The 24,128-nt window shown below is 42.4% G+C and carries 24 protein-coding genes; 3 read left to right on the top strand and 21 right to left on the bottom strand.

Annotated features, from left to right (window positions below):
• Positions 1-83: 83 nt before the first annotated feature.
• The 13 genes from IT233_10805 to IT233_10745 form a co-directional block, all read right to left on the bottom strand.
• The gene (locus tag IT233_10805) at positions 84-551 is read right to left on the bottom strand and encodes a hypothetical protein (GenBank protein MCC7303120.1); all 468 of its coding nucleotides are present in this window, start codon (positions 549-551) and stop codon (positions 84-86) included.
• Between the two features lie 17 nt (positions 552-568).
• Positions 569-1,591: a DUF3089 domain-containing protein gene (locus tag IT233_10800; protein ID MCC7303119.1), complete on the bottom strand. Its 1,023-nt coding sequence runs from the start codon at positions 1,589-1,591 to the stop codon at positions 569-571.
• A gap of 8 nt (positions 1,592-1,599) precedes the next feature.
• Complete coding sequence (locus tag IT233_10795; GenBank protein ID MCC7303118.1) at positions 1,600-2,601, bottom strand: bifunctional 3-deoxy-7-phosphoheptulonate synthase/chorismate mutase; 1,002 nt, start codon at positions 2,599-2,601, stop codon at positions 1,600-1,602.
• On the bottom strand, positions 2,598-3,326 hold the full coding sequence (locus tag IT233_10790) for a tryptophan synthase subunit alpha (protein MCC7303117.1): 729 nt from the start codon (positions 3,324-3,326) through the stop codon (positions 2,598-2,600). The genes IT233_10795 and IT233_10790 overlap by 4 nt, the downstream gene beginning before the upstream one ends.
• Positions 3,323-4,510 carry a tryptophan synthase subunit beta gene (gene trpB, locus IT233_10785; protein MCC7303116.1) on the bottom strand — a complete coding sequence of 396 codons (1,188 nt, stop codon included), beginning with the start codon at positions 4,508-4,510 and terminating at the stop codon, positions 3,323-3,325. The genes IT233_10790 and trpB overlap by 4 nt, the downstream gene beginning before the upstream one ends.
• A gap of 8 nt (positions 4,511-4,518) precedes the next feature.
• Positions 4,519-5,118 (bottom strand): phosphoribosylanthranilate isomerase, encoded by a 600-nt coding sequence (locus IT233_10780; GenBank protein MCC7303115.1) that lies wholly within the window; start codon positions 5,116-5,118, stop codon positions 4,519-4,521.
• Entirely contained in the window at positions 5,115-5,906 is a 792-nt protein-coding gene (trpC, locus tag IT233_10775) for an indole-3-glycerol phosphate synthase TrpC (protein MCC7303114.1), read from the bottom strand. The genes IT233_10780 and trpC overlap by 4 nt, the downstream gene beginning before the upstream one ends.
• Entirely contained in the window at positions 5,899-6,888 is a 990-nt protein-coding gene (gene trpD, locus IT233_10770) for an anthranilate phosphoribosyltransferase (GenBank protein ID MCC7303113.1), read from the bottom strand. The genes trpC and trpD overlap by 8 nt, the downstream gene beginning before the upstream one ends.
• Positions 6,885-7,454 carry an aminodeoxychorismate/anthranilate synthase component II gene (locus IT233_10765; protein MCC7303112.1) on the bottom strand — a complete coding sequence of 190 codons (570 nt, stop codon included), beginning with the start codon at positions 7,452-7,454 and terminating at the stop codon, positions 6,885-6,887. Before IT233_10765 ends, trpD begins: the two co-directional genes overlap by 4 nt.
• Position 7,455: 1 nt before the next feature.
• The gene (locus tag IT233_10760; protein ID MCC7303111.1) at positions 7,456-8,874 is read right to left on the bottom strand and encodes an anthranilate synthase component I family protein; all 1,419 of its coding nucleotides are present in this window, start codon (positions 8,872-8,874) and stop codon (positions 7,456-7,458) included.
• A 158-nt stretch (positions 8,875-9,032) separates the two neighbouring features.
• Entirely contained in the window at positions 9,033-9,392 is a 360-nt protein-coding gene (locus IT233_10755; protein ID MCC7303110.1) for a CoA-binding protein, read from the bottom strand.
• Between the two features lie 3 nt (positions 9,393-9,395).
• The gene (locus tag IT233_10750) at positions 9,396-9,764 is read right to left on the bottom strand and encodes a hypothetical protein (GenBank protein MCC7303109.1); all 369 of its coding nucleotides are present in this window, start codon (positions 9,762-9,764) and stop codon (positions 9,396-9,398) included.
• 66 nt (positions 9,765-9,830) lie between these two features.
• Positions 9,831-11,126 carry an MFS transporter gene (locus tag IT233_10745; GenBank protein MCC7303108.1) on the bottom strand — a complete coding sequence of 432 codons (1,296 nt, stop codon included), beginning with the start codon at positions 11,124-11,126 and terminating at the stop codon, positions 9,831-9,833.
• A gap of 99 nt (positions 11,127-11,225) precedes the next feature.
• Here IT233_10745 and IT233_10740 point away from each other — a divergent pair, with 99 nt between their 5' ends.
• Positions 11,226-11,609, top strand: a complete 384-nt coding sequence (locus tag IT233_10740; GenBank protein MCC7303107.1) for a hypothetical protein — start codon at positions 11,226-11,228, stop codon at positions 11,607-11,609.
• Positions 11,610-11,703: 94 nt separating this feature from the next.
• Here the strand turns inward: IT233_10740 and IT233_10735 are convergent, their stop codons facing one another.
• Positions 11,704-12,195 (bottom strand): rhodanese-like domain-containing protein, encoded by a 492-nt coding sequence (locus tag IT233_10735; protein MCC7303106.1) that lies wholly within the window; start codon positions 12,193-12,195, stop codon positions 11,704-11,706.
• Between the two features lie 637 nt (positions 12,196-12,832).
• On the opposite strand from IT233_10735, the gene IT233_10730 reads away from it, so the two are divergent.
• Both IT233_10730 and IT233_10725 read left to right on the top strand, forming a co-directional pair.
• Positions 12,833-13,864: a pesticidal protein Cry7Aa gene (locus IT233_10730; GenBank protein ID MCC7303105.1), complete on the top strand. Its 1,032-nt coding sequence runs from the start codon at positions 12,833-12,835 to the stop codon at positions 13,862-13,864.
• Between the two features lies 1 nt (position 13,865).
• Positions 13,866-16,184, top strand: coding sequence for a glycosyltransferase (locus tag IT233_10725; GenBank protein ID MCC7303104.1), 2,319 nt, complete (start codon positions 13,866-13,868; stop codon positions 16,182-16,184).
• A 113-nt stretch (positions 16,185-16,297) separates the two neighbouring features.
• On the opposite strand, the gene IT233_10720 is transcribed toward IT233_10725, so the two are convergent.
• The 7 genes from IT233_10720 to IT233_10690 all read right to left on the bottom strand — a co-directional run bounded on the left by IT233_10720 (position 16,298) and on the right by IT233_10690 (position 24,004).
• Positions 16,298-16,540, bottom strand: coding sequence for a hypothetical protein (locus IT233_10720; GenBank protein ID MCC7303103.1), 243 nt, complete (start codon positions 16,538-16,540; stop codon positions 16,298-16,300).
• A gap of 357 nt (positions 16,541-16,897) precedes the next feature.
• Positions 16,898-17,800 (bottom strand): hypothetical protein, encoded by a 903-nt coding sequence (locus IT233_10715; GenBank protein MCC7303102.1) that lies wholly within the window; start codon positions 17,798-17,800, stop codon positions 16,898-16,900.
• Positions 17,801-17,827: 27 nt separating this feature from the next.
• Positions 17,828-20,074 carry a cation:proton antiporter gene (locus IT233_10710; protein MCC7303101.1) on the bottom strand — a complete coding sequence of 749 codons (2,247 nt, stop codon included), beginning with the start codon at positions 20,072-20,074 and terminating at the stop codon, positions 17,828-17,830.
• A gap of 362 nt (positions 20,075-20,436) precedes the next feature.
• A complete protein-coding gene (locus tag IT233_10705) occupies positions 20,437-20,805 on the bottom strand; it encodes a hypothetical protein (protein ID MCC7303100.1) in 369 nt (122 codons plus the stop codon).
• A 90-nt stretch (positions 20,806-20,895) separates the two neighbouring features.
• Positions 20,896-21,942, bottom strand: a complete 1,047-nt coding sequence (locus tag IT233_10700) for a nucleoid-associated protein (GenBank protein MCC7303099.1) — start codon at positions 21,940-21,942, stop codon at positions 20,896-20,898.
• Positions 21,939-23,096, bottom strand: coding sequence for a hypothetical protein (locus tag IT233_10695; protein MCC7303098.1), 1,158 nt, complete (start codon positions 23,094-23,096; stop codon positions 21,939-21,941). Before IT233_10695 ends, IT233_10700 begins: the two co-directional genes overlap by 4 nt.
• On the bottom strand, positions 23,096-24,004 hold the full coding sequence (locus IT233_10690) for a hypothetical protein (protein ID MCC7303097.1): 909 nt from the start codon (positions 24,002-24,004) through the stop codon (positions 23,096-23,098). Before IT233_10690 ends, IT233_10695 begins: the two co-directional genes overlap by 1 nt.
• Positions 24,005-24,128: the final 124 nt, after the last annotated feature.

Genomic DNA, 24,128 nt, shown 5'->3' with positions numbered 1-24,128 from the left:
TACTCAATAAAGGTAAGGATTTTGAATTACTTAACAGATCTAATTTGCGGCTAATGGTACTGGCGTTCAAGATATTAAGCTCTCTACTTTTTCAGGAATTTTATCAGCTCGGCGGTATAGTCCTTGCAACCCGGACAGTAAAGAATTCCCTTGCGGTCAAATAATGCAGCGAGTTTGTTCTTTTCGCAAAACTCCCTGACCCTCAGCTGAAGTTCTTTGTCGAGAGCCGTCCTCATTTCCATCTCCATCTGTTTCATGATCTTGTCGGAGCGAAGCTGAAAAGCTACCATATTGTCCTGGTGAAATTTTATTGAATCATCCAGAGCGAAGGCATGCAGGCTATCCAGCATATAGGAACGTTCCAGACAGGAAGAATACCTTGAGATAAAAATTTGCTGAGAATCCAATTGCTGTTTACTGCGTTTGGCATAGGATTCTATCAACACAGAATAGCCGGGCAATACGTGTTGAACCTGCAACGGATCAATCACGCCTACCTGCGCGAAGAGATAACCGCTGCAAAACAGGAGCAGGAATAAGTATCTTTTCATAGGCTTTGGTCTTAAAGTTATTGCTTAAGAAAATACTCCCGGACTCTCAAATCTACATTGAGACGTATGTCGAGCCAGAACAGATTATAATCTGCTGTATGATAATTTCGAACATTCTTCATATAGTTACCTTTACGAGGCTTGGTGACAAAGAGGAGTCCATCACCGTCGCCACATCCTGCACACACATGCTGAGGATGTATGCCCTTCAGTTTGTATGGCGAGCCCCCTTTGCTATGAGATTTATTCGTCGCAGAACCGTTTATTTCCCACGAAACAGGATTTACGCAAATCAGATTTTTCTTTCCATTATAAGGATCTTTCGCTCCCCACTTCATACTATTCCAACTTACGAAACAACCAGTTTCAGAAGCTCTCCCGCAGGGCTGAAGTACCGAAAAAGCACCCCATTCTGTTCCTCCTCCGATCAGATAAGCTGCGACAAGCCGTTTCATCAGTGTTGAATCCTTTTCAACCAACTCGCCGATTAGTGTGCGTGCGTGCCATGTTCCCTGAGAATGAGAAGCAATAATAAACGGTCTTCCTTTTGAAAAATGATCCAGGAAATATATAAAAGCAGTCCGGACATCGGAATAAGCGAGGGCCATTGCCTTCTCACCATTTTTGTTTTCCGACCTACGCTTTCCATATAAGTCTACGAAACTATACAATGTGGCTTGTCTGTATCGGGGAGCGTACACTGCACATGAACCGTTGAAAACAGTAGCTTGATTCAGAATACTTCCAATATTTGTACGGTTATTTGTGGCTCTGTGTTTTAAATCCTGATTCCAGCATTTACGTGAAAAATTACTGGTAGGGTGGATAAAGAACACATCCACCTTTGCGTTTTTTTGCCCGTCGCTAAGTCCGGAATTCCGAGGTACCACATCAGCTGAATCCCTGATCCAGGGTAGAGCTGCCCAGCATGACTCCTTCGAATAATCCGGAGCATCTGGTATTTTATAACTCTCAATGTCGCGTCCGGGCCGGATGCAGGAGCAAAAGAAGAAAATCAGTACCGCAATTTTAATATGCATTCGCAATGTTAGGAAAATTTACGGAGCAGATCCAGCTTCCGGTTCAGTTCTGCACTTTCCGGAAAATTAAGCGTTTGCTGACCATCACTGAAAGCTTCTTCCGGGCTAGGATGTACCTCATAAATCACGCCGTCAGCACCAGCAGCCAGGGAGGCCAGAGCAATGGCAGATACATGATCGCGCAGACCGATCCCATGCGACGGGTCCGCAATAACAGGAAGGTGGGACTTTTCTTTCAGCACCGGAATGGCATTGATATCAAACGTGTTTCGATACGCTTCTTCGTAGGTTCTGATCCCGCGTTCACAAAGGATGATCTTCTCATTTCCATGAGAAAAAATATACTCCGCTGATTGAAGCAATTCATCAATAGTACCGCTCATTCCTCTTTTCAACAACACGGGCTTATCTACCTTACCCAATTCATCCAGAAGGTTAAAATTCTGTGAATTTCTGGCGCCCACCTGGTAGATATCAACATAGTCGTGCATTTCTGCAATTTGGCTCACCTGCATCACCTCTGTAATAAGCTTTAGCCCAAATTCTCTGCACACGAGATGAAACATCTTCAATCCTTCAATTCCAAGCCCCCGAAAAGCATATGGAGAACTACGCGGTTTGAACACCCCACCCCGCATAATCCGGATATTGTTATCCTTCAGATGACGGGCTATGCTTCTCACCTGTTCTTCGGATTCGATGCTGCAAGGCCCGGCCATTATGGCGAAATTACTGCCACCGATGAACAGGTCATCGCCCACAGGTACCGATGATTTACCCACTTTCCATTTTGATGAAACCAACTTATAGCTATCACTCACCCGGTGAACATCCTCTACCCCCGGAAGAGACCCCAGCGTACGGATATCGAATTCTTTTTTTCCGATACAAACGAGGTAACGGCGCGAACGCGTGTTTACTTCCGTCGCTTTGTAACCGGCCAGAGCTACCGCTTCAAGCACCCGTTTACGTTGCAGCTCCTCTATTCCCACTTTGACTTGAATTATCATGTGTTTTGGAATTGACGAATGAATGGCGAAATGTTTTCTGTTCCGTGTGTTTTTATATACTGAATAAATGCTGTTCCCGAAATGGCGCCGTCCAGAAAACGCATCACCGACATGTAAGCGGCATTGTCAGAAATTCCAAATCCTGCTACGATCTCATTCTTTAAACCCATCGAACTGATTCGTTTCATAAACTCCTCTCTGTTGGCCGGATCAATCTTTCTTCCGGTGGTTGCTGAAACAGAAACCGCATAAATAAAGTCTGTCGAGAGTGAATCAACTAACCGGATTCGCTGGTCTGAAGTTTGCGGTGAAATAAGAAAGATGCAGCTCAGCCTGTATTTCTCAAACATATGTGCGTACATCTTAGCATAGATTTCCGGGGGCAGGTCGGGAAGAATTACACCGCGCACTCCGCATTCTGAACACTCATTTAAAAAATTCTCCATACCAAAGCGGAGCACAGGATTCAGGTATCCCATCAGGTAAATTTTCGTTTTAGAAGACCGGGGGCGTTCTTTTAGTTGTTCAAAAAGGATGCGCAGCGACATTCCGTTCTTCAGCGCCACCATGCTGCTTTCCTGGATAACAGGACCGTCAGCCAGAGGGTCGGAAAAAGGGATACCGATTTCTACCCTCTCTATTCCCTCCTTCTCAAGTGACGAAAGCAAGGGAAGCGTATCGTTTAACTGCGGGTATCCGGCTGTAAAGAAAACAGAAAGACTCATGCTGAATGATTTAAATAGGTTTCCATATCCTTATCGCCTCTGCCGGATAAACACAGCACAGCTATCTCTCCCTTTCCAAATGTTATCTTTTTCAACGCAGCAAGAGCATGTGCACTTTCCAATGCGGGAATGATACCCTCCAGTGCCGCCAGTTCAAATCCGGCTGTCAGTGCTTCTTTGTCAGTCACGGCATGATACACTGCCCGGCCACTTTCAAAAAGGTGTGCATGCAGGGGGCCGATGCCTGGGTAATCAAGTCCGGCAGAGATGGAATGTGGTTCTGTGATCTGACCGTCTTCATTCTGCATTAGAATAGTCATGCTGCCATGAATAATTCCATGCTCACCTCTGGCAAGAGTGGCAGCCGTTTTTCCTGAATCCAGTCCCATACCGGCCGCCTCAACACCGTGCAGGCGCACCTTTCCGGAATCCAGGAAATGAAAGAAAGCGCCGGCAGCATTGCTCCCACCTCCAACACAAGCGATCACATGATCCGGCTCATCCCGGGCCTCCTTTTCTTTCAACTGCTTCCTTATTTCTTCGCTGATCACACTCTGAAAGCGGGCAACCATCTCCGGATACGGATGCGGCCCCACCACCGAACCGATGAGATAATAGGTGCCCAGAGGATCATTGATCCAATCACGAATGGCTTCGTTGGTCGCATCTTTCAGCGTACAACTTCCGGAGACAACGGATCTTACTTCCGCTCCAAGCATTTTCATGCGGGCCACATTGGGAGCCTGACGACGTATATCTGTCTCTCCCATATATATAACACAGGGCATGTTCATGAGAGCACATACTGTTGCAGTTGCAACTCCGTGCTGCCCGGCTCCGGTTTCAGCAATGATTCGCTTTTTACCCATTCTCCGTGCCAGCAGTATCTGACCCAACGTGTTATTAATCTTATGGGCCCCTGTATGGTTCAGATCCTCTCTTTTCAGATAAATTTTTGCGTCGTACTTAAACGACAAGCGCTCAGCGTAATATAACGGCGAAGGCCGTCCAACATAATCTCTCAGCAAGGCATAGAATTCATGGAGAAAGGCATCATCTACGATGGCCTCTCGATAAAAGCGTAAAAGTTCCTCCACATTTGCATGCAACATTTCCGGAATAAATGCCCCACCAAAGGCTCCGTAAAAACCATTTTCGTCAACATTATAATCTTTCCCGGTCATTTGTGTTTTCATGTGAGCAGAGATTTTAACCTTTTAATGTCCTTGAGTCCCGGCCGGATCTCAAATTTGCTGTTAAGGTCCAATCCGGCCATCATTGGAAAGGGACAGAAGTTCCTGTAACCAGTAACTTCGTGTTCACCGATACCACCACTGAGAAAGAAGGGAGTATTGCCGGAATAATTCTCCAGCAATAGATGATCGAACTTTTTTCCCGTTCCGCCATAAAGCGCAGATCGGTTATCGAAAAGCAGATGATCTACCTCTCCTTCAAACTGCGCAGCGCACCGGATATCTTCGGCACAGGTTACGGCAATGGCTTTCATTACTTTGGTTTCTTTTTTCAGCTGCCTGCAAAATGCGGGAGATTCATTTCCATGGAGCTGGATCATATCCAGGTTGTATAAATCGCGGATTTTAAAAATGCCGGAAAGATCCGCATCTACAAAAACGCCCACTCGAATGATGCCGGGTGTAAAAATTCCGCGGGGCATCTCCCCCGCATAGCGTGGAGAATTCCGATAAAAAATAAATCCGATCATATCCGGCCGCAGCTGCGCAACAGCTTCAATATTTTCCGGATCCCGCAAGCCGCAAACCTTCAGTCTCATGCTTCGGAAAGTGTTTGAATAAATCGTTCGCATGCTTTTTCAGGACGGCCGAATCTCATAAAGAATTCACCCATCAGAAAGCCGTTAAAACCCGCCTTTCGTAACCTGATCACGTCCTCCACCGACTTGATCCCGCTCTCCGAAATGCGGGGCCTATCCTGAGGCAACCGGGGTATGAGCGACTCCGACACTTCCAACGACACGCTCATCTTCTTCAGATTTCGGTTGTTTACTCCCACCAGGTTAACTTCGTCACAGACATAGCCGGTCTCTTTTTCGTTGTGAATTTCCAGCAGCACTTCCATTCCCAATGAACGGGCAAGACCTCCAAGTTTTTTAACCTCGGTTGGACTTAAAACAGAAGCAATAAGAAGAATCGCATCCGATCCGATGCTTCTTGATTCCAACACCTGGTACTCATCAATGATGAAATCTTTTCTCAGCACCGGACAATAATTGTATTTTCTGGCACATGCGAGGTCCTTATTCGATCCGCCGAAGAAGTGCTGATCGGTCAGTATTGAAAGAGCGCTGGCACCGGCCATCATATATCCGATCGAGGTTCGTTCTACGTCGGCATGGATATTTATTGCACCGCCTGAAGGTGATTTTCTTTTAAACTCAGCAATGATTCCGTGTGAGCCCGTTCGCGTCAGGTAATGACTCAAACTTACCGTGGGAGCGTGAAAATGGACTGAGCGTTCCAGAAGATTTACGGGATAGAGTGATTTTCGTTCTTCAACCTCTTTCCTTTTAAAATCTATGATCTCTTTCAATATGTCAGCCATGGGTCAATAATGTTTGCAGTGCTTTAAGTGCTTTTCCCTGGCTAAGTGACTCCACTGCCATTTCAAGTGCCTCAGCATAATCCTTGTTCAAAGCCCCTGATATGGCAAGAGCTGCATTGGCGAGTACAACATTCCGGTGTTCCTGCGGACAACTTCCCTCCAGCACATTCCGGAAAATGGCAACGGCCGTTGCAACGCTGTCTCCTCCATGGATCGCCCCCGGATTACAATTTGGAAATCCAAAATCTTCCGGAGACAAAGTTCTTTCTCCGGTTCGAGAGAAAACTTTCACGGCTCCTGTCAGCGAAATCTCATCATAGCCATCATAGGTATGCACGACATTGAAAGTGCCTTCATCCGCTGAAAGTATGTAGCGGTAGAGCCTCGCCATTTCCATGCTGTAAACACCTGTGCACTGATAATACGGGCGGGCCGGATTTACCAGCGGACCGAGCATATTAAAAAATGTTTTGACTCCCAACTCTTTCCTTACGGGTCCTATGCTTTTCATCGCCGGGTGAAAAAGCGGGGCGTGCAGAAAACAGATGCCTGCTTTTTCCAGCTGACACCGCAAGACAGAACTTTGATTGGTGAATTTCACGCCCATCGCTTCCAGTACATTGGATGAGCCGCTAACGGAGCTAACGCCATAATTCCCGTGTTTAGCCACCTTAACTCCAGCACCAGCAACAACAAAAGCTGCAAGGGTAGAAATGTTAAAAGTGTTTTTTCCATCACCACCGGTTCCGCAGAGATCTATCACAGGAATACCTCCAAGATCTGCCGGAAGGCAGAGGTTCAACAACGCAGATCTGAATCCCTGCAGTTCTTCTGTTGCCGGAGTCCGCATAATATATGCGGTCAGGAAAGCAGCCATACGCGACTGGTTCATCTCCCCGGAAGCGATTGCCGTGAGTGAATTACATGCTTCTTCCCGGCTGAGCGTTCTATGAGCAAAAAGGGTAGTTAAAGCTTCTTTCATTCTATTTCAGTCCAGTTTCTGATAAGTTGTAATCCGTGTTCAGTCAGGATACTCTCCGGGTGAAACTGTACGCCCCGTACATTATATTTCTTGTGACAAAGCGACATCACCCTGCCCTCACGGTCGGTGGCTGTTACCTCCAGTTCTTCCGGCAGACTATTCAAATCCACCACCCAACTATGATACCGGCCGGCATTAAAAGAGTGGGGAATTCCTTTGAATAAAGAAGAATCCCCGTGCACATCCACGGGGGTTGCTACCCCATGATAAACTTTCTCCAGATTCACAATTCTTCCGCCGTAAACTTCACCAATAGCTTGCAAACCAAGACATACTCCTAAAATGCTGTGCGTAGCACCACAGGTCTCGATCAGACGCTTCATTATTCCTGCCTCCGAAGGGATTCCGGGTCCCGGTGATAGTAGTATCTTACTGAACCTTCCCGTCTCTTCTACCGAAATGGCATCGTTACGGAATACTTCCACAGGTTCGTCTGTTACCTGCTCAATGTAATGCACCAGGTTGTAGGTAAAACTATCGTAATTATCAAGTACGAGAATTGACATATCAGGCAGATTGAAGTTCGTTCGTAAGGATGTACTTATTACCAGCAAAGCCCTTCAGCGCTTTGTGCAGGGCGGAAAGCTTGTTGTTGACTTCTTCCAGTTCACCGCTTTCTTCGGAGGCTATTACAATTCCGGCGCCTGCTTTGAAAGACAACGTATTATTCCGGGAAAGGAACGAACGAATGATAATACATTTATTGACCTCACCGTTAAATCCAAGGAATCCTAAGGCCCCGCCGTAATATTCTCTTTTTTCTGTCTCCAGCTCATCGATTAATTGCATCGCTCTGAATTTAGGCGCTCCCGAGAGTGTTCCTGCCGGAAAGGTAGCGGCCAGTACATCCACGGAGTGAACAAAATCTCTGAGCTTCCCGCTCACTTTCGATACCATATGAATCACATGCGAATAAAACTGTATCTCTGCCAGACTTTCCACGCTCACCCCGTTACAGCATACAGACAGGTCATTACGGGCAAGATCAACCAGCATCATATGCTCCGCATTCTCCTTAGGATCCGCTTTTAATTCCTCTGCTCTTTTCATATCAACAACTGCATTTCCAGTACGGCGAAATGTTCCTGCGATCGGAAAGATATACGCTTTCTTCTCCTTTACCACTAACTGCGCTTCCGGCGAAGAGCCGAAGATGCGAAAATCACCTCCGTCATAATAGAACAGATAGGGTGAAGGATTAATGTTTCTCAAGGCCCGGTACACATTGAACTCATCACCGGAAAAAGGTACGCTGAATTGTCTGGATAAAACCACCTGAAAAACATTTCCCTGACGGCATTCCCGTTTTCCTGCGGAAACCATGTTCCGGTAAGCTTCATCCGGCATGGAAGGAAGCACCTCATCGTTTACTGAAAAAGGAAATTCCGGGACATAGCGCGGGTTAAGATCAGCGATAAAAGCTTCCATCTGAGAAGAAGCTCCCTCCGGAATATTTTCAACAACAAATAATTCACTGTTAAAATGATTGATCCCGATAACAAACCGGTAAAAAGCATACTGCGCCAATGGTATTCCTGTGCCAGGCTTTTCCCTGAACTTCAGAGAAGAGTCAAAACAGGCTGCTGCCTCATAAGAAATATATCCGTAGATGCCATTCACCGGTGAGGCTTCCGCTCCGGATTGTAGGTGCATGCCCATGTATTCTTTTAGGGCATGTTTAAAATCAATCACAGTTGTTTTGTGAATTTCACTCTGCTGCCGGAGAATTGCCTCCCGGCCTGTGAAGACAAATTCTGTCAGTGGCTCACAACAGATATATGAAAAGCTGTTCTCTTCACCATGATAATCCGAACTCTCAAACAACAATGTGCGGCGGTATTTATCCCTCAAAAGAAGGTAAAGACCCACCGGGGTAAGAGTATCTGCCAACTGGCGGTGTATTTTTACATTGTATTTCATTTCCATTTTTCTCAAAAAAAAAGCCCGCTGTAAAGAACAGCGGGCGTGATATAGTTTAATAACGACAGAGCTGCTCAACTATGAGTTGACAGCCACCACCAGTTATTCTTGTTCATTTTCATTCGGCAAATATATAGCCCTTTTGTTCAAACTTCCAAATTTGTTCAGTAATTCCCGACTGAAAGCATAACGAGGGTACAGGCTTCCAGTACCTCAATTCCGGCTTTCCTGGCAATCTCCCTGAATCCCGCCTCCTCCGTTCCAGGATTGAAAATGAGGCGTTTAGGCTTCAGAGACAAGATATAATCCTCCCATTCCGGCAAATGCCGCGGGGATATATAGAGGCTTACCGTGTCTACTTTTTCAGGGCGCGGACGATCCGTATGAATAGTTAACCCGGATATGACACCATTTTTAATTCCTAAGGGGTAAACGACTTCCCCCGCAGCAGCGAGACGTGTAACTGCTTTCCACGAATAACGGGAAGGATCTTCAGATGCACCAATAACCACCGTAACGCCCATACATTAATTTTCCAGGGCTCCTGCCTCTATCCAGCAGCGAATTCGCTGCTGATCAGCTACCGGAAGTTGCGGTGAACTGGCAGGAGGCATGTTTCCCAATTCAAATAATCTTTCTTGCAAAGAACCGGACAGAACAGAGGCATTAACTCCTGTATAGTCCAAATAGTTGGCGGAACTGAAACTGGCGTCGTGACAGGCCGGGGTAGCACAATAAGTATTGATCAGGGGCTGTACGTCAGCGGTCCATTCATGAGAAAGACTGGAACAGGCCATGGCGGCTGACGGACCCACATCCTTTGTACAGGTGCTCAGCGTAACGATCAGAAGCAATCCACTAATGAACAGTATGGTTAATCTGACAGTTCCCTTCATTGTAAACGATTCGGTTTTTCGTGAAATTCTTCCTGTAAAGTTACGCTTAAAAGTTAAAATGAAGATTTAGCATTCCTCCACATAATCCAGATCTTCCGAAAAAGATTCTTTAATGGACCAGGTGGCCCAAAAAGCCAGCGCCAGACAAACCGCGCCCACGATGAGTGCAGAAGATACCGTTCCAACAGGTATAACCAGGTATTTAAACGCATTGGTAATCGGAGGAACGGATCCGCGTACAAAGTTGGGAACAGTGTTCGTAACGGTAGAGCGGATGTTTGTGCCAAACTGCTCCGAAGAAATCGTGACGAATATCGCCCAATATCCTGTTGCAGTTCCCAGCAGAAAACACATCAGGTAATACACGGACGTGGAAGCACCATTCATTCCGAAAAGAAAGACAAGGATTAGCAGCAGCGATAACACAAGGTAAATGTAAACCACTTTCTTCCGGCTCCGCAGAAACTGACTGATCATTCCAGACAGCAAATCTCCTACAGACAATCCAATGTAGGCATACATAATCGCTGTTCCGTTTTTAATTCCTTCAATTCCGAATTCCTTTGAAAAATAATCTTCCGACAAAGCGATTAATACACCGATCGTGTACCAGATGGGAAGACCAATAAGAATACATTTCAGATATTTTTGAAAGCGCTTTCTGTTGTTAAAAAGTATCCGTATATCACCTTTTCTGACGCTGCTCTGCTTCATACTATGGAACATGCCGGATTCAAGCGTACCAATACGAAGGATAAGTAAAAGCAGTCCGAGTCCGCCGCCGACCAGATACGCTACCTGCCAGTTTTGAATGGCGAAACCCGTAATGTTCTGAAAAATACCGGCAAACCATGCACCCTTATCAGCCACCTGTGACGCCAGAACAGCACCTAAAGCGCCAAAGGTTACAATGATCATCGTACCATAGCCTCTTTTTTCTTTGTGTAAGGTTTCTGCCACCAATGTAATTCCGGCACCCAGTTCGCCGGCTAAACCGATTCCCGCGATAAAGCGGACCACCGCATAGGAAGTCAGGTCGAATGTAAAAGCATTTGCGATGTTGGCAGCCGAGTACAGCAGAATAGAACCAAAGAGTACCGATATGCGCCCTTTTTTATCTCCCCATATACCCCAGAGAATTCCTCCCGCCAGCATACCGAACATCTGCATATTAAACAGAAAAATCCCCTCTTCTTTGACGACAAAATCAAGGCCCTTCAATGCCCGTATATACTCCAGGCTTTCCCGTTTCACTACATTGAACAAAACCAAATCGTAGATATCCACGAAATAGCCTAAAGAGGCAACCACCACCAGAAGAAGGGCCTTTCTATTGGGAAATATTTTCTCCACAGGCGGCAAAGGTAAAAATTATATACTGAGAAAAGTCATTCGGTTACTTGACCGGAGTCATTCATCTTCAATGCCTTTGATGCCGAATTTTGAGTCAAATAATCCACTATGAAAATCACCATTAACGATCATCGAAAGATTCATGCGATTAAGGAGGAATTCCAGGAAGTGTTTCCTTGTCTGAAACTGGAATTCTTTAGCAAACCGCATAAGGAGGGTGCTCCCTCGCCGAAAAAACTGATGAATTCCGATTCAAAAACACTTGGGGAATGTCGTATTCAGCATAATAAAGGGACACTGACCGTTTCACCGGAAATGACCGTAGGTGAACTCGAAGCCGGGTTCAGGGATGTGTACGGACTCTCCGTTCAGGTTTTCAGAAAGTCCGGTAAAAACTGGCTGGAAACAACTGCCACAGACGGATGGACACTTGCCAAGCAAAATCAAACAGCTCAGGAAATGGAACAGGCACCGGAAACATTTAATGATTAATATAAGACCAATCCACCTATCACTCATCTCAAACCGCAGCAAAGACTTCTTCTCTTTGTACGCCTATCCATTAAGGAAGTGCAGGTAAGATAACTTACTCCGCCATTGGATATCCCTTATCTATCCAGTTAACTTTCAGGTTTTGGGGAATATCCAGCAGGCGGTGATTCGTGAATCCCATTTCATTGAGGAGTTTAAATGAGGGCCGGATGTTGGGGCAGTCTGCGAAGGGGCAGCATCCGCAGTAAATTACCACTTGAGTATCCTTGGGAATTTTTGTCAATTCTGACTTCAGTTTCAGAAGGTTTTCCTCGTCCTGAGCCGGACCGATCTCAATTGCGTACTTAATGAGGCCGGATGGTCCAATGCTGAAAATCACCGGCATCTGAGCGTTGCCGCCCTGAACGGACTCTGCGAGAGCCTTAGGAGAGATCAGCTGTTCTGTGGTCCAGGGCTCTCCGGTTTCAGCATGTGTTGAATCTATGATTGACCCGGGCACGGTGTCTGCACCCTCTTTCGTATCCCCTGAGCATGAAGCCAGCAGGCAAACTGCGCCCAGAATAATGCTTAGTACGTTGAACTTCATGTTGTATTTTCTCAAAGCTAAAGACAAATTATACACTTAACCCCCGCAATTGCGGGGGTTAAGTTACTTCTGCGGGAAAGGAGGTCTACACTTCGAACTTCAATCCCCAAGATTTACAGTTAATAATTGATTTTATAGAAAAGAACTTGGACGAATCCATTTTTGACTGTCCAAAGGTATAAAAAGCTATTTAAAGGGTTAAGAGGGCATCGGTTGTGGGAAGCCTAAAAACGTCTCCAAAGTCTGCTAAATAGCCCTTACGCAGGTAAAAGAAAACCCATGTTATGCAAACAGGGGGTAAACTGGCAGGGTGATGTATTAGGCTATTTTTAGTGCAGACTCTCCTTAAAAATGAGAATCTCCCCTCCTTGATTGAACCTCCCGAACTGAACCGCCTTTCCGCATTCGCAACAAGAAGCAATTTGATTTAATTTGAATAATACTAAAACAAAAAAACTTCTACGCCATGATTTATCCCTACCTTACAAAAAAAGGAACTTCATCGGAAGTCATACGTTTTAAAAGTTACCTGATTAACTCCTTCCTTCTTTAAGAATCTCCAGCAGAAAAGTGACTTCCTACTGTGGTGATGTGTGAATTATGTAACTTATTTAAAAGGTTATGTTAAAATAAATCTATGATTGAAGTTAAAAAAGAAGGCATCCTGCTGAACAAAACTATCTACAGTTTTGAAAACGAAGGGGTATTAAATCCCGCAGCAATACGTGAGGGCGGTTGCGTTCACCTTTTTTACAGGGCGGTGAGTAAAGGCAATTATTCAAGCATAGGCTATTGCAAGCTGAATGGACCCCTCACGGTTGAGGAACGTTTTGATACTCCCGTGCTATTTCCTCACTTCGAATATGAATCACATGGCGTTGAAGATCCTCGAATCACCAGGATTGACGACCTGTATTATCTTACGTACACTGCCTATGATGGAGTGAATGCGCTGGGCGCATTGGCTACTTCAAAAGATTTGCAGCATTTTGAAAAGCACGGATTAATTGTGCCGCAGCTCGCTTATGATGAATTTAAGCACCTCGCGGAATGCAAAGGCCCTATCAATATAAAATATTCTCGCTATAATAACAGCAACCATCTCTCCCCGAAACCTGATAGAAATATTTTCGTGTGGGATAAGAATGTGATTTTTTTCCCAAGAAGAATAAACGGCAAGCTGTTTTTCCTTCATCGCATAAGACCCGACATACAAATAGCAGCGGTAAATAATTTAAATGAACTCACAAAAGAATTTTGGGAGCACTACTTTCTTCATCTCGATAAAAATATTGCGCTTGCTCCCCGGCACAGGCACGAGGTAAGTTACATTGGCGGAGGCTGTCCCCCTATAGAAACAGAACACGGATGGCTGTTAATTTATCATGGCGTGCATGATACAACGAAAGGATACGTGTATTCGGCCTGTGTGGCTTTATTGGATTTAGAAAATCCCCTTAAGGAAATTGCGCGGCTACCCTACCCATTGTTCAAGCCAGAGCACGAATGGGAATTAAAAGGCGAAGTGAATAATGTGTGTTTTCCAACTGGAGCTGTTTTGTTTGAAGACACACTGTATATTTATTATGGTGCTGCCGATGAGCGTATAGCATGCGCCTCCGTAAGTTTATCTGCGCTCTTGGCTGAGTTGTTGCTTAATACTAAGTAAGATGAAAAATGAAATTACTACAAGTGCATTATTTCCCAGGGTCATCTGTCAACTGAGGGATGGCGCGCAACATCCTGCTGATGATCATGCCCTGCCTGAAATTTTATTCATCACTTCCTATCCTCCGCGCGAATGTGGCATTGCAACATTCTCACAGGATTTGATAAAGGCACTGAACAATAAATTCGACCATTCATTCACCATAAGAATTTGTCCACTGGAATCGGAAAGCGAAAAACATAATTATACTGATGAAACAAAATACATCCTTAATACAGATCATCCGGGGGCATTCGGCAAATTAGCCAAAATAATCAATGATGATGCAGCTATCCGGCTGGTTATGATTCAGCATGAATTCGGGTTCTTTGAAAAAAAAGAAGATAATTTCCAGCGATTTTTAAATGCCATCTCCAAGCCGGTTGTTATTTCTTTTCATACCGTATTACCGCACCCGCATGCGTCATTAAGAGAAAAAGTGCAGCAAATTGCGGATGCTTCTGAAACTCTCATTGTTATGACCAAATCTTCTAAAAAAATATTGATTAATGATTACGGGGTAGAAAATGAAAAAATTTCAGTCATTCCGCATGGTACACACTTAGTGCCACATTCAGATAAAAAGCTTCTGAAAGAAAAATATAAATTATCCGGGAAAAAAGTACTCTCCACCTTTGGACTGCTCAGTTCTGGTAAAAGTATTGAAACCACTTTAGAGGCATTGCCGGCAATCATTAAGAAAGATTCCGACGTGTTGTTTCTTATTATCGGTAAAACGCACCCGTCTGTTATAAAACACGAAGGCGAAAAATATCGCAGGGAGCTTGAAACAAAGGTTGCTGATTTGCAAATGCAACAGCATGTACAATTTGTTAATTATTTCCTGCCGCTGCCCGATCTGCTGGAATATTTACAGCTCACGGATATATATTTGTTTACCTCTAAAGACCCTAATCAGGCGGTAAGCGGAACTTTTTCTTATGCCATTAGTTGTGGTTGCCCGGTTATTTCCACTCCTATTCCGCATGCGCGTGAAGTATTGCGAAATGATGCAGGGATTATCGTTGATTTTGAGAACCCGAAACAATTACGTGATGCGGTAATCCGCTTATTGAATGATGAACTGCGGAGAAAAAATATCAGTTCAAACGGATTGCACAGAATAGCATCTACAGCCTGGGAAAATGCGGCTATTGCCCATGCATATTTATTTGCCAAAACAGGAAACGATAAAATTTTATTGCACTATAATTTGCCTGCCATCAACCTTGACCATATAAAAAAACTGACGACTGATTTTGGAATGGTTCAGTTTTCTAAAATAAATAAACCTGACATTGATTCAGGATACACATTGGATGATAACGCACGGGCCTTGATTGCCATGTCTCAACTTTTCGAACTGACAATGGACAAGAAGGTTGTAAAAGATATTTATACGTATTTCAATTTCATAAAACATTGTCTGCAACCGGAAGGTCACTTTCTGAATTATGTGAACGAGCAAAGACTTTTTACAGAACAAAATAATTCAACCAACCTTGCTGATGCAAACGGGAGAGCCATTTGGGCTTTGGGCTATTTGGTTTCTCTGCGCGATTTATTGCCCAAAGAACTGACAGAGGAAGCAGAATCAATACTGGAAATAGCTTTATTGAATGTAAATAAGATTCATGCAACGCGAGCCATGGCATTTGCAATTAAAGGGTTGTACTATCGCAACACAAAATGCAAATCAGCGCAAAATGTGTTGTTGATAAAAGAACTTGCAAATAGGCTGGTTCAAATGTACAGGCACGAAGCGGACCATGAATGGCAGTGGTTCGAAAGTTATCTTACATATGCTAACAGTATTTTACCCGAAGCGATGTTGTGTGCATGGTTAGCCACCTCTGAACCGATATACAAAGAAATTGCAAATTCATCTTTTGATTTTCTTTTGTCGAAGACCTTTAGAAACAACAGCATAAGAGTAATTTCTAATAAAACCTGGCTTCATAAAAGCGAGGACAGGGTATTGATAGATACCGGAGGAGAACAGCCGATTGATGTAGCCTATTCTGTCATTGCATTAAGTAAATTCTATGATGTAGTTAAGAATAAATATTACCTAGTTAAGATGAAGACCGCTTTCGATTGGTTTCTTGGAAATAACCATCTGCACCAGGTTATTTACAATCCCTGTACTGGCGGATGTTATGACGGGCTTGAAGAAAATTATGTAAACCTCAACCAGGGTGCTGAATCAACCCTGAGCTACCTGATGGCAAGATTAACAATTGAAAAATATTTTGGGGGTAAGCAAAAAATTGAAGGCTAGGGTGGACAGTGTGAGACCAACTAGGGATTTTCTTCTCTTTGTGCAAAAGTTTGTGTTTCCCGAGGATTGGAGTATAACCGCAAAGAAGGGGCATTTCGAACCCCAAAGTGAACTTAATTTTTCAGACCATTGCCCATTTTAGCAGTAGAAAAGGCAAAAATAAGAAAGGACTGCCCCCCTTTTTTAATGGGGCAGTCCTTTTGAGCGGAGAGAGGGATTACTGGCATGAGCCCTATTACTCCCATTGTCACAGTCAAATGAAGCGCTGCGCTGTTTTCAATTTTTCTCCAAGACCATGAAAGCAAGCTTTCCGGGCTTTCCGAAAAATTAAAAACCCCGCGATAGCGGGGCTTCATTTGACTTATCTGCGGGAAAGGAGGTCCACGCTTCGAACCTCAATCCCGCTGATTTACAGGCTATAATTGACTTTATTGACACTTACTTGCAAGAACCTGAACAAAGGTATTAAAAACCGGCTATAAGCCTTTAAGGGACGATCCTGGTAACCTGTCAGGAGTGATGTTCCTGTATACCATTTACTATTATTCTTGTATTGAAAGACAAAGGTAGGTAATCCGAAATCCTTCTCATTTCAAGTGCAGATTCTGAACGTAAAAGCCTGTGAATCAGATACAATTTTTGACAAAAGTAAGCAAAAGTTAGCATTTTCCGTACCCGAATTCCGCACCTAAAATCGCATCTTTAAATACGCCTTACTTCTTGTATTTAAACCTCAACAAAGTCGGCTTTTTATCCTGACCTTCATTGGTTATAAGCATATCGCCATTCTCAAAGAAAGTAATTCCTTCTGCTTTATTGAACATTGCTGGATTTAGTTGCTCAATATGTTCAAGATTACCGTTCATGTTGAAAATAAACAGCAAATGATCAGATGCTGAAAGCAGGTAGAGTTTTTGCGTGACTGGATGAATGCCGATAGCCGAAGTCCTGAATTTGATAAAAGGTTCCTTCACAGTTTCCCCTTTCTTTTTTCGCTCCTTTACCGGAAGATTAAGATTGTTCTTGATAGCAAAATCTTTGATGGCTTGCAAATCAAAGTCAAAGACAGGTTCTTTGGAAAGAGATTTTGTCTTTAAATCGAAACCATAAATCACCCTCTTGTCCTTGAATTCAGGCCCCTTTCCAATTTTGCCCTTGCAAGCGATCAAGAGCCTGTTGCTATCCGGATTAAAACATAATCCTTCATTGTTGTTGGCAGGAATACCGGTTTGATATGAGTTAACTTTGCAATCTTTTGAATCATAATCAGTGATCTCAAAAAGCACACCATCGCTTCTGAGAACATATATCGTCTTGCCAACCCTGGCTATTCCCTCGTAATCTCCATCAAGGTGAAAAGTATATTGCTTTTTTACTTCGTTCTTTACAGCATCGTAGATGAACAATATTCCGTTTTCATCCTGAATACAGGCAAAGGAAACAGAATCAATGGCCGTAAGCCCTGATACTTCTCTTAAAGTATCGGGGAGAATCATTGTGGATTCTGGTTTTGTCATGTTATAGCCCACCAACTTCTCATTGCTTGTATAAGATGCACTGCATCCCAGCAAAAGCAAGACATATAATAAGACCATATTGCGAATTTGAACTACCATTTTTAGATGCATTTCTTTATGCCAGGTTTAATCATCGCTTCCTTTTTCATTCTTTAGCTTTTCAATGATCCCCTTCTCTCCAACAATCCAGATAATGTCTCCTTCTGAAAGCGGTGTGGAAGAATCGGGATTCAATATTCTCTGTCCGCCCCGCTCGATTCCTACAATTAGTCCATTGGTTTTTTCCCGGATGCCCGATTCCCTGATAGTCTTGGAAATAAGCTGGAAATCCTTATCTATTACAAACTGCTGAAGCAATACTTCATGATTAGACTTTTGCTCAAGTGGCTCAACGGGTAAAATTTCCAGTTCACTTCGGAATTGGTCTAATTGTTCGTCTGTACCAATCACAAAAATATTGTCCCCAGGATAAAGCCTTTCCTCTTTCCTGGGAATATTGATTGTAATTTTTCCCCGTTCAATCCGTGCAATATTGATTCCGAATTTTTCCCGCAAGGCCAGTTCCATGAGGGTTTTTCCAATAAAAGGAGATTCGGGCAGTATTTCAAATTCCGCTATATGCGCGTCCCAAGGAAGCATTTCCCGCATCGGTATTCCTTCTTTCTGTTTTAATTCACGCGCATGAAGGTTGTACATGAACCGTTCTTCAATTATGTCATAAAGTAGCTGTAAACGCCTGGAAAAAATCACCGTTATCGTAATGATTATGGCAAGGGCCACAATAAGGGCGATCAGCGGAGAAAATAACTTGTCAAGCAGGAATCCAACAAAAAAAATCGCCAGCACTATTCTTATGATCTCCAGAATAACCAAAGGTCCCCTGTATTTCTGATTAAGCCATACATTATGCCCGGTAGTGGTCGTGATCTTCTTCATAGCCAAAGCCCACAGGAAAGGAGTTATGCATAACATGGCAATGACAGCAGTAAGAATATTACCCGTTAAAACATTCCCGATTTTTTCCTTTACAAAAGGAGCAAGAAGGTATGAAGACAGAAAGATAAGACCGCTGATTACAACGGAATTAAGAACTATAACATAAGCATACGACTTCAGAATGGCTTTCCATTCACTTATATCTTTAATCACGTTCACATTGGAGGCATAGCGGTTCATCCTATGAACAAGTTTTGCAGGTAGAGTTTTTTCAATCAACCTGTAAAACGGCTCGGAAGAGCGAATAAGATATGGTGTAATAAAAGTTGTAACTGCCGAAACCGCTACCGCAATCGGATAAAGAAAATCACTGGTAACTTTTAGAGTAAGGCCGAGGGTTGCAATAATAAATGAAAACTCCCCGATCTGGGAAAGGCTCATTCCTGCCTTGACGGACTGTTTTAGCGGCTGACCTGAGATCAATGCCCCGAAAGTAGTGCTCATGAATTTGCCAAAAACTGTAACCAGCGTGATAATGGCGATCGGTCCGGCAAATTCTTTCAGCATGGCAGGCTCAATGAGCATACCGACTGAAACAAAGAAAATGGCTCCGAAAAGGTCTTTTACTGGTTTTACGATATGTTCTATTTTCTCGGCTTTGGTAGTTTCCGCAAGCACAGAACCCATGATAAAAGCCCCAAGTGCCGGGGAGAAACCGACTTTTACGGCAAGCACCACCATTAGTAAGCATAGAGCCAGCGATACGATGAGCAATGTCTCGTCACTCATTAATTTTCGAATCATTCTTAGGAATGTGGGTATCAGAAAAATGCCTGCAACAAACCAAAGGACAAGGAAAAAACCGAGTTTCAGAAGCGAGATCATCATTTCCGTACCCGCGAATTGCTGACTTAATGCCAATGTGGAGAGAATGACCAGCAGTAGTATTGCCACCAGATCCTCAACGATAAGTATCCCGAAGACAAGCCCGGCAAATTTCTGGTTCTTCACTCCCAATTCCTCAAAAGCGCGAATGATAATTGTGGTGGAGGATATGGACAAGATGCCTCCGAGAAAAATGCTGTCCAAATGCGACCAGCCCAATAGCTTGCCCGTACAAAATCCCAATAAAAGCATAGTGGCGACCTCAAAGACGGCAGTAATAGAAGCCGATCCTCCCACCTTTATGAGTTTCTTAAAGCTAAACTCTAATCCAAGACTGAACAGCAGGAATATTACTCCTATCTCAGCCCACGTTGTAATATTTTGTGCATCTATTACTGTGGGAAACAAAGGGAAATTCGGGCCAACCAGTATCCCGGCAATAATATAACCGAGCACAAGGGGTTGTTTGAATTTCTTAAAAATGAGGGTAACAAGAGCCGCAGAGCCCAGTATTAAGGCAAGATCAACAATTAAATTCGGTAAATGAATCATCTATGCAACATCGGTTTTTAGAGGCTCCCTTTGCCATAAAACATGCAAAAGTATAATAAAGAATCCTATTGTTAAAGCCAAGAAACAATGTAAAAAGCCTCGCCCGAAGGTGGAGGCTTTTTACCACAAGTAAAATTAACCTATAAAGAGCTTTAATACCACCAGAAGTAATATTACTACTCCTATAATCACAATAAGAAATCCGAATCCTCCCATGAATCCCGGCTTTTCGTCAGGCGTTTTTTCTGTATTTTCCATAGTGTATTTTTTAATGTCAATATTAAAATTCATTAATGAAATGAAAATAAAATCCGCACATCAGCCATTAAGCCGTGTGTAGATTAACCGCGAACGTGGAAGGATCAGATTATCAGCCGGCGAAAGGCAATATAGAAAGGATAGCGGCTGAAATTATTATGCCCATACGAATATGCCGGATATACAGATGGCGAAATGGCTGAGGCATGAACAGACGAGTTGAATCCTATGAACTTTACATTGTTTTTGAGTATCTGATGGACCGGAGCATTACTTGGATTTATCCTTATAGAAGACTGAAGTATCCCATCTGCGGCATTAATAGAATAAGCGGAAAGCCGATTTCCTTCTTTGCAGGGTGTTTCCTTTTCGGATGATGGACTGGAAGATGAAATACGGAAGTCGCCCAGGCTGTTTAGGGCAAACAGCAGCATTAGGGAACCGAGAATAGCTGTAATCTTCCTTTTGTTCATTATTTTATGATGCTAAAGTAATAAAATAAATTTTGGGAGGAATTCTCCTTCCTTGCCGTATCACCCGTATTCATTCAGGCGATAAATTCCTCAAGATTCTTCGCTATAATAAATTTTATAATACTTCCTTCCGTCCTTTTCAACTCCTTGCTGAATCATCTCCCGATTTCCATGAATGTAAATGTGGAAGTTTTTATCCAATTTCAGAACACTCTTGAAAACCCTCGATTGCCGTTTAACTGCTTGTGGCGAAATATCAAAACTTTCAGCCAATTCAATATCATGGTCCTCTCTATAAGTTGAATCGAACTTTCGGAATGATTTTATAATTTCTGAGTCTTGAAACACTTCTTTTTCAAACTCCTTTTTTTCAAAACTCTCATGCGTTTTAAAATATTCAACAGAGCGATTCAATAGTTCAATTTGGTCTGCCTTACCCACCTCGAATTCATCCAAAAGTTGCTTAGTAACAAAATTCTTAGCGATACTCAAGAATTGATTTGTCTGATGAAACTCGTTACTAATTGGCCTAACTTTCAAAAAGTCATCCTTCCAATATTGTGCCTCTGCCGACTTATTCGCATTATCCACGATCAAAATCTTATATCCCTTCTTATGGTCAGTATTGAATATGATGCAACCCTTATCCATTCCCTTAATTTCAAACCCGTAGTCATGATGGATGTTATATTTCGATTTTTGACTTTTCATTTTAAGGAATGGAACATTCGTCTCCGATTTAAATATTCCAATTGCGTCAACAACTTCATCATCCAAAATGATATTTGAAAAAAAGGCTACATTTAGTTCTCCCTCCTGGATTTTCGGGTGCATTGATTGTTCATAAAGCAGTTTAGCAATACTTTGGGACGATTCAATAAATGATTTCGGTTTCGAGAAAACATTTTCCACCACCGTATATATTTCATTTAGATTGAGCCGTACAGAATGGGAAAAGGAATAAAATTCTTCAGTTTTTATTGGCAATAAGAAATATTTTAGTAGAAAATCCTTCGTTTCATCCGCAATGCTTGATAGTTCATTTGAGAGAGAAATCCTTTCATCTCTCAATTTGCTTCCAACATGATGAGTAATCAGGCTCCTAAGCTCTATTTGTGTAAAATCTAATGTTGTCATGAATTTGGCACAGTAAATTGTTTGCTGAGATTTTGAAGTTTGCACCACTCATGTTTTTCAGTCTTAAAATTTTCAAATTCCTTGAACAGTTGAGTTTTTATTGCTGAAATGGGAGTGGCTGAATATTCATCTTTTGGATAAATTTTCGGAATATCCACAACGAACTCAATATTCCCAATTCTCTTTTTAAAATCATAGCCGTTAAACCCAAAACGAATTATGCAACTGCCTTCAACAGAAGGAAGTTGAAAATCATAAATTATTTCCATTTCAGATAACTCCATAAACTTGTGTAATTTTTTATCCTTCAAAAAAGGAAGCTCATGCAGCTTTTCGCCATTAATATTTAATTCCCGGACTTTAGCCAATTCAAGCCATCTGATATCACTATGTAATGTTTCAGTCGGATCGGGTCCTATATCCAAAAAGGTGGCTTTTGTGTAAGTAAAAATATCATTGCCTTCGGTCATGCCCAATAAAAATTGAATTCTTTCCTCGTTTGTGAAATCTCTATAAAGAATCCTTTGAATTTCCTTTTGGGGATTCATGTAGTTGTTTGCTTTGAAATGTTTTTCCAAACTCTTTGAAACTTTCTCTGCAATATCAGTTGTCTCTGGTGAAGTGTGAATGATCTGTAATTGAACTTTATTGTCCTTCGTTGTGATTTTTTCAAAGGTTACTTTGCCTTTGAATTCATTTTTGCCACGGAACCATGCCTTGCTGTAATTGTTGGTTTCACATTTAAAATCCAAAGAAATTCTATTTGGATTATTGTCAATCATCTTAAAGTTTGGGTTTCCAATTACCTTATACTTTGGGAAATTCGTTTTAATCACTTCTTGAATATTGAAATTATCAGGAATGGCGGCAATTAAATTTTTGTTTGTTTCCCAATCCAAAGTTCTTGTTATTGTTTTTTCTCTATCCTCCTTTGCTTGAAGTTTCTCTTTCAGAAACTCAAATTCATTCGGACTTAATAATGAAGTTGTAAGAATTGGAAAAGTACTATCCTCATCACAGTTATTCACAAAAATTCCTTTCATTCTCAGAAGCTGTCTTCTTTCCCTATCCTTAATAGAATCATGCTGGAGTATTGCTCTTAATGAATCTCCGAATGGAAGGAAGCGATTTATATTGTCATTTATTTTCTCCATTAGTTTCTAAAATTAGGATTGAAATTTTCTACTGAAAGAGTGTTAGTAAAAGACGCTTCTTCAACTATTAACTTGGCATTAGCGACAAGTTGCTCATGTTGTAAGCGATTATAGTCGGGGAATGCGATAATTGTATTTGACTGGTAGTTTGCAGTAATATTCTTAGCCAAACCAATTAGTTTTATTAATTCTTCTTCTTCAAAATTTTCTCTTGAACAAAGTATCAAAGTGTTTTTATCTGTATCAGTTTGTACCCTCATGGGTAAAATATTTGAACCCAAATATTGAATCGGCATTATGCTTCCATTTTTGGGAGTTTCATTGTCATTATTCAATCCTGTGCTGAAGTAAGTAAACTGAATTTCTTTGCCAAAATATTTTCGTTTTGCAAATTCAATCGCCTTAAAGAAAAACTCTATTTTCTTATTGTCGACAAGATAAATTCCATCATGATTAAAATCCTTTGGTGCTTCAAGTTTTGATAACTTCTCCAAAATATCCACGGAATCATCATCAATATTATTCAACCAGAAAATTACTCCTCTATCAAAGGTTGTTTCAAAATCAGAGCGGCTATTAATAGTGTTAGCCCTCATTTCAGACTTTTTAAATGATTCTATTGCCATCCCCAAATCGCGGTAATGAGATTTAAATTTCTCAACGGGAGCGTTTGGATATTTATCCTTGCTGTATTTAACCGAAATTAAGATGTTCTCCAATGTTCTTGAAATCATTGGACTTTTATAGTGGAAGTAAGCATCAAGACCATGTGTATCTTTTTCATGTTTGACTGGATCAATACTTGGAATATCAAAGTTGCGGACAGGTTGATGCCATCCGACCAAAGCAAGAAATTCGACTACTATTTCTTCGCCAATTTCTCCTATGCGTTTTGAAAATTCACCCATGATATTATTCGTTAGCTATTAATTCATCTGGATCAGTTTTAGCCCGTATCTCCCGCCACGCCTCTGCAATAACCTTCCAATTCTCCTTTCTCTCATTTTGTCCCGTCCATACATCCCAAAAGTC

This window comes from Bacteroidia bacterium (assembly GCA_020852255.1).
Lineage (GTDB): Bacteria > Bacteroidota > Bacteroidia > JADZBD01 > JADZBD01 > JADZBD01.
The sequence above is the reverse complement of the archived record's forward strand: the minus strand, read 5'-3'. Positions and strand labels throughout refer to the sequence as shown.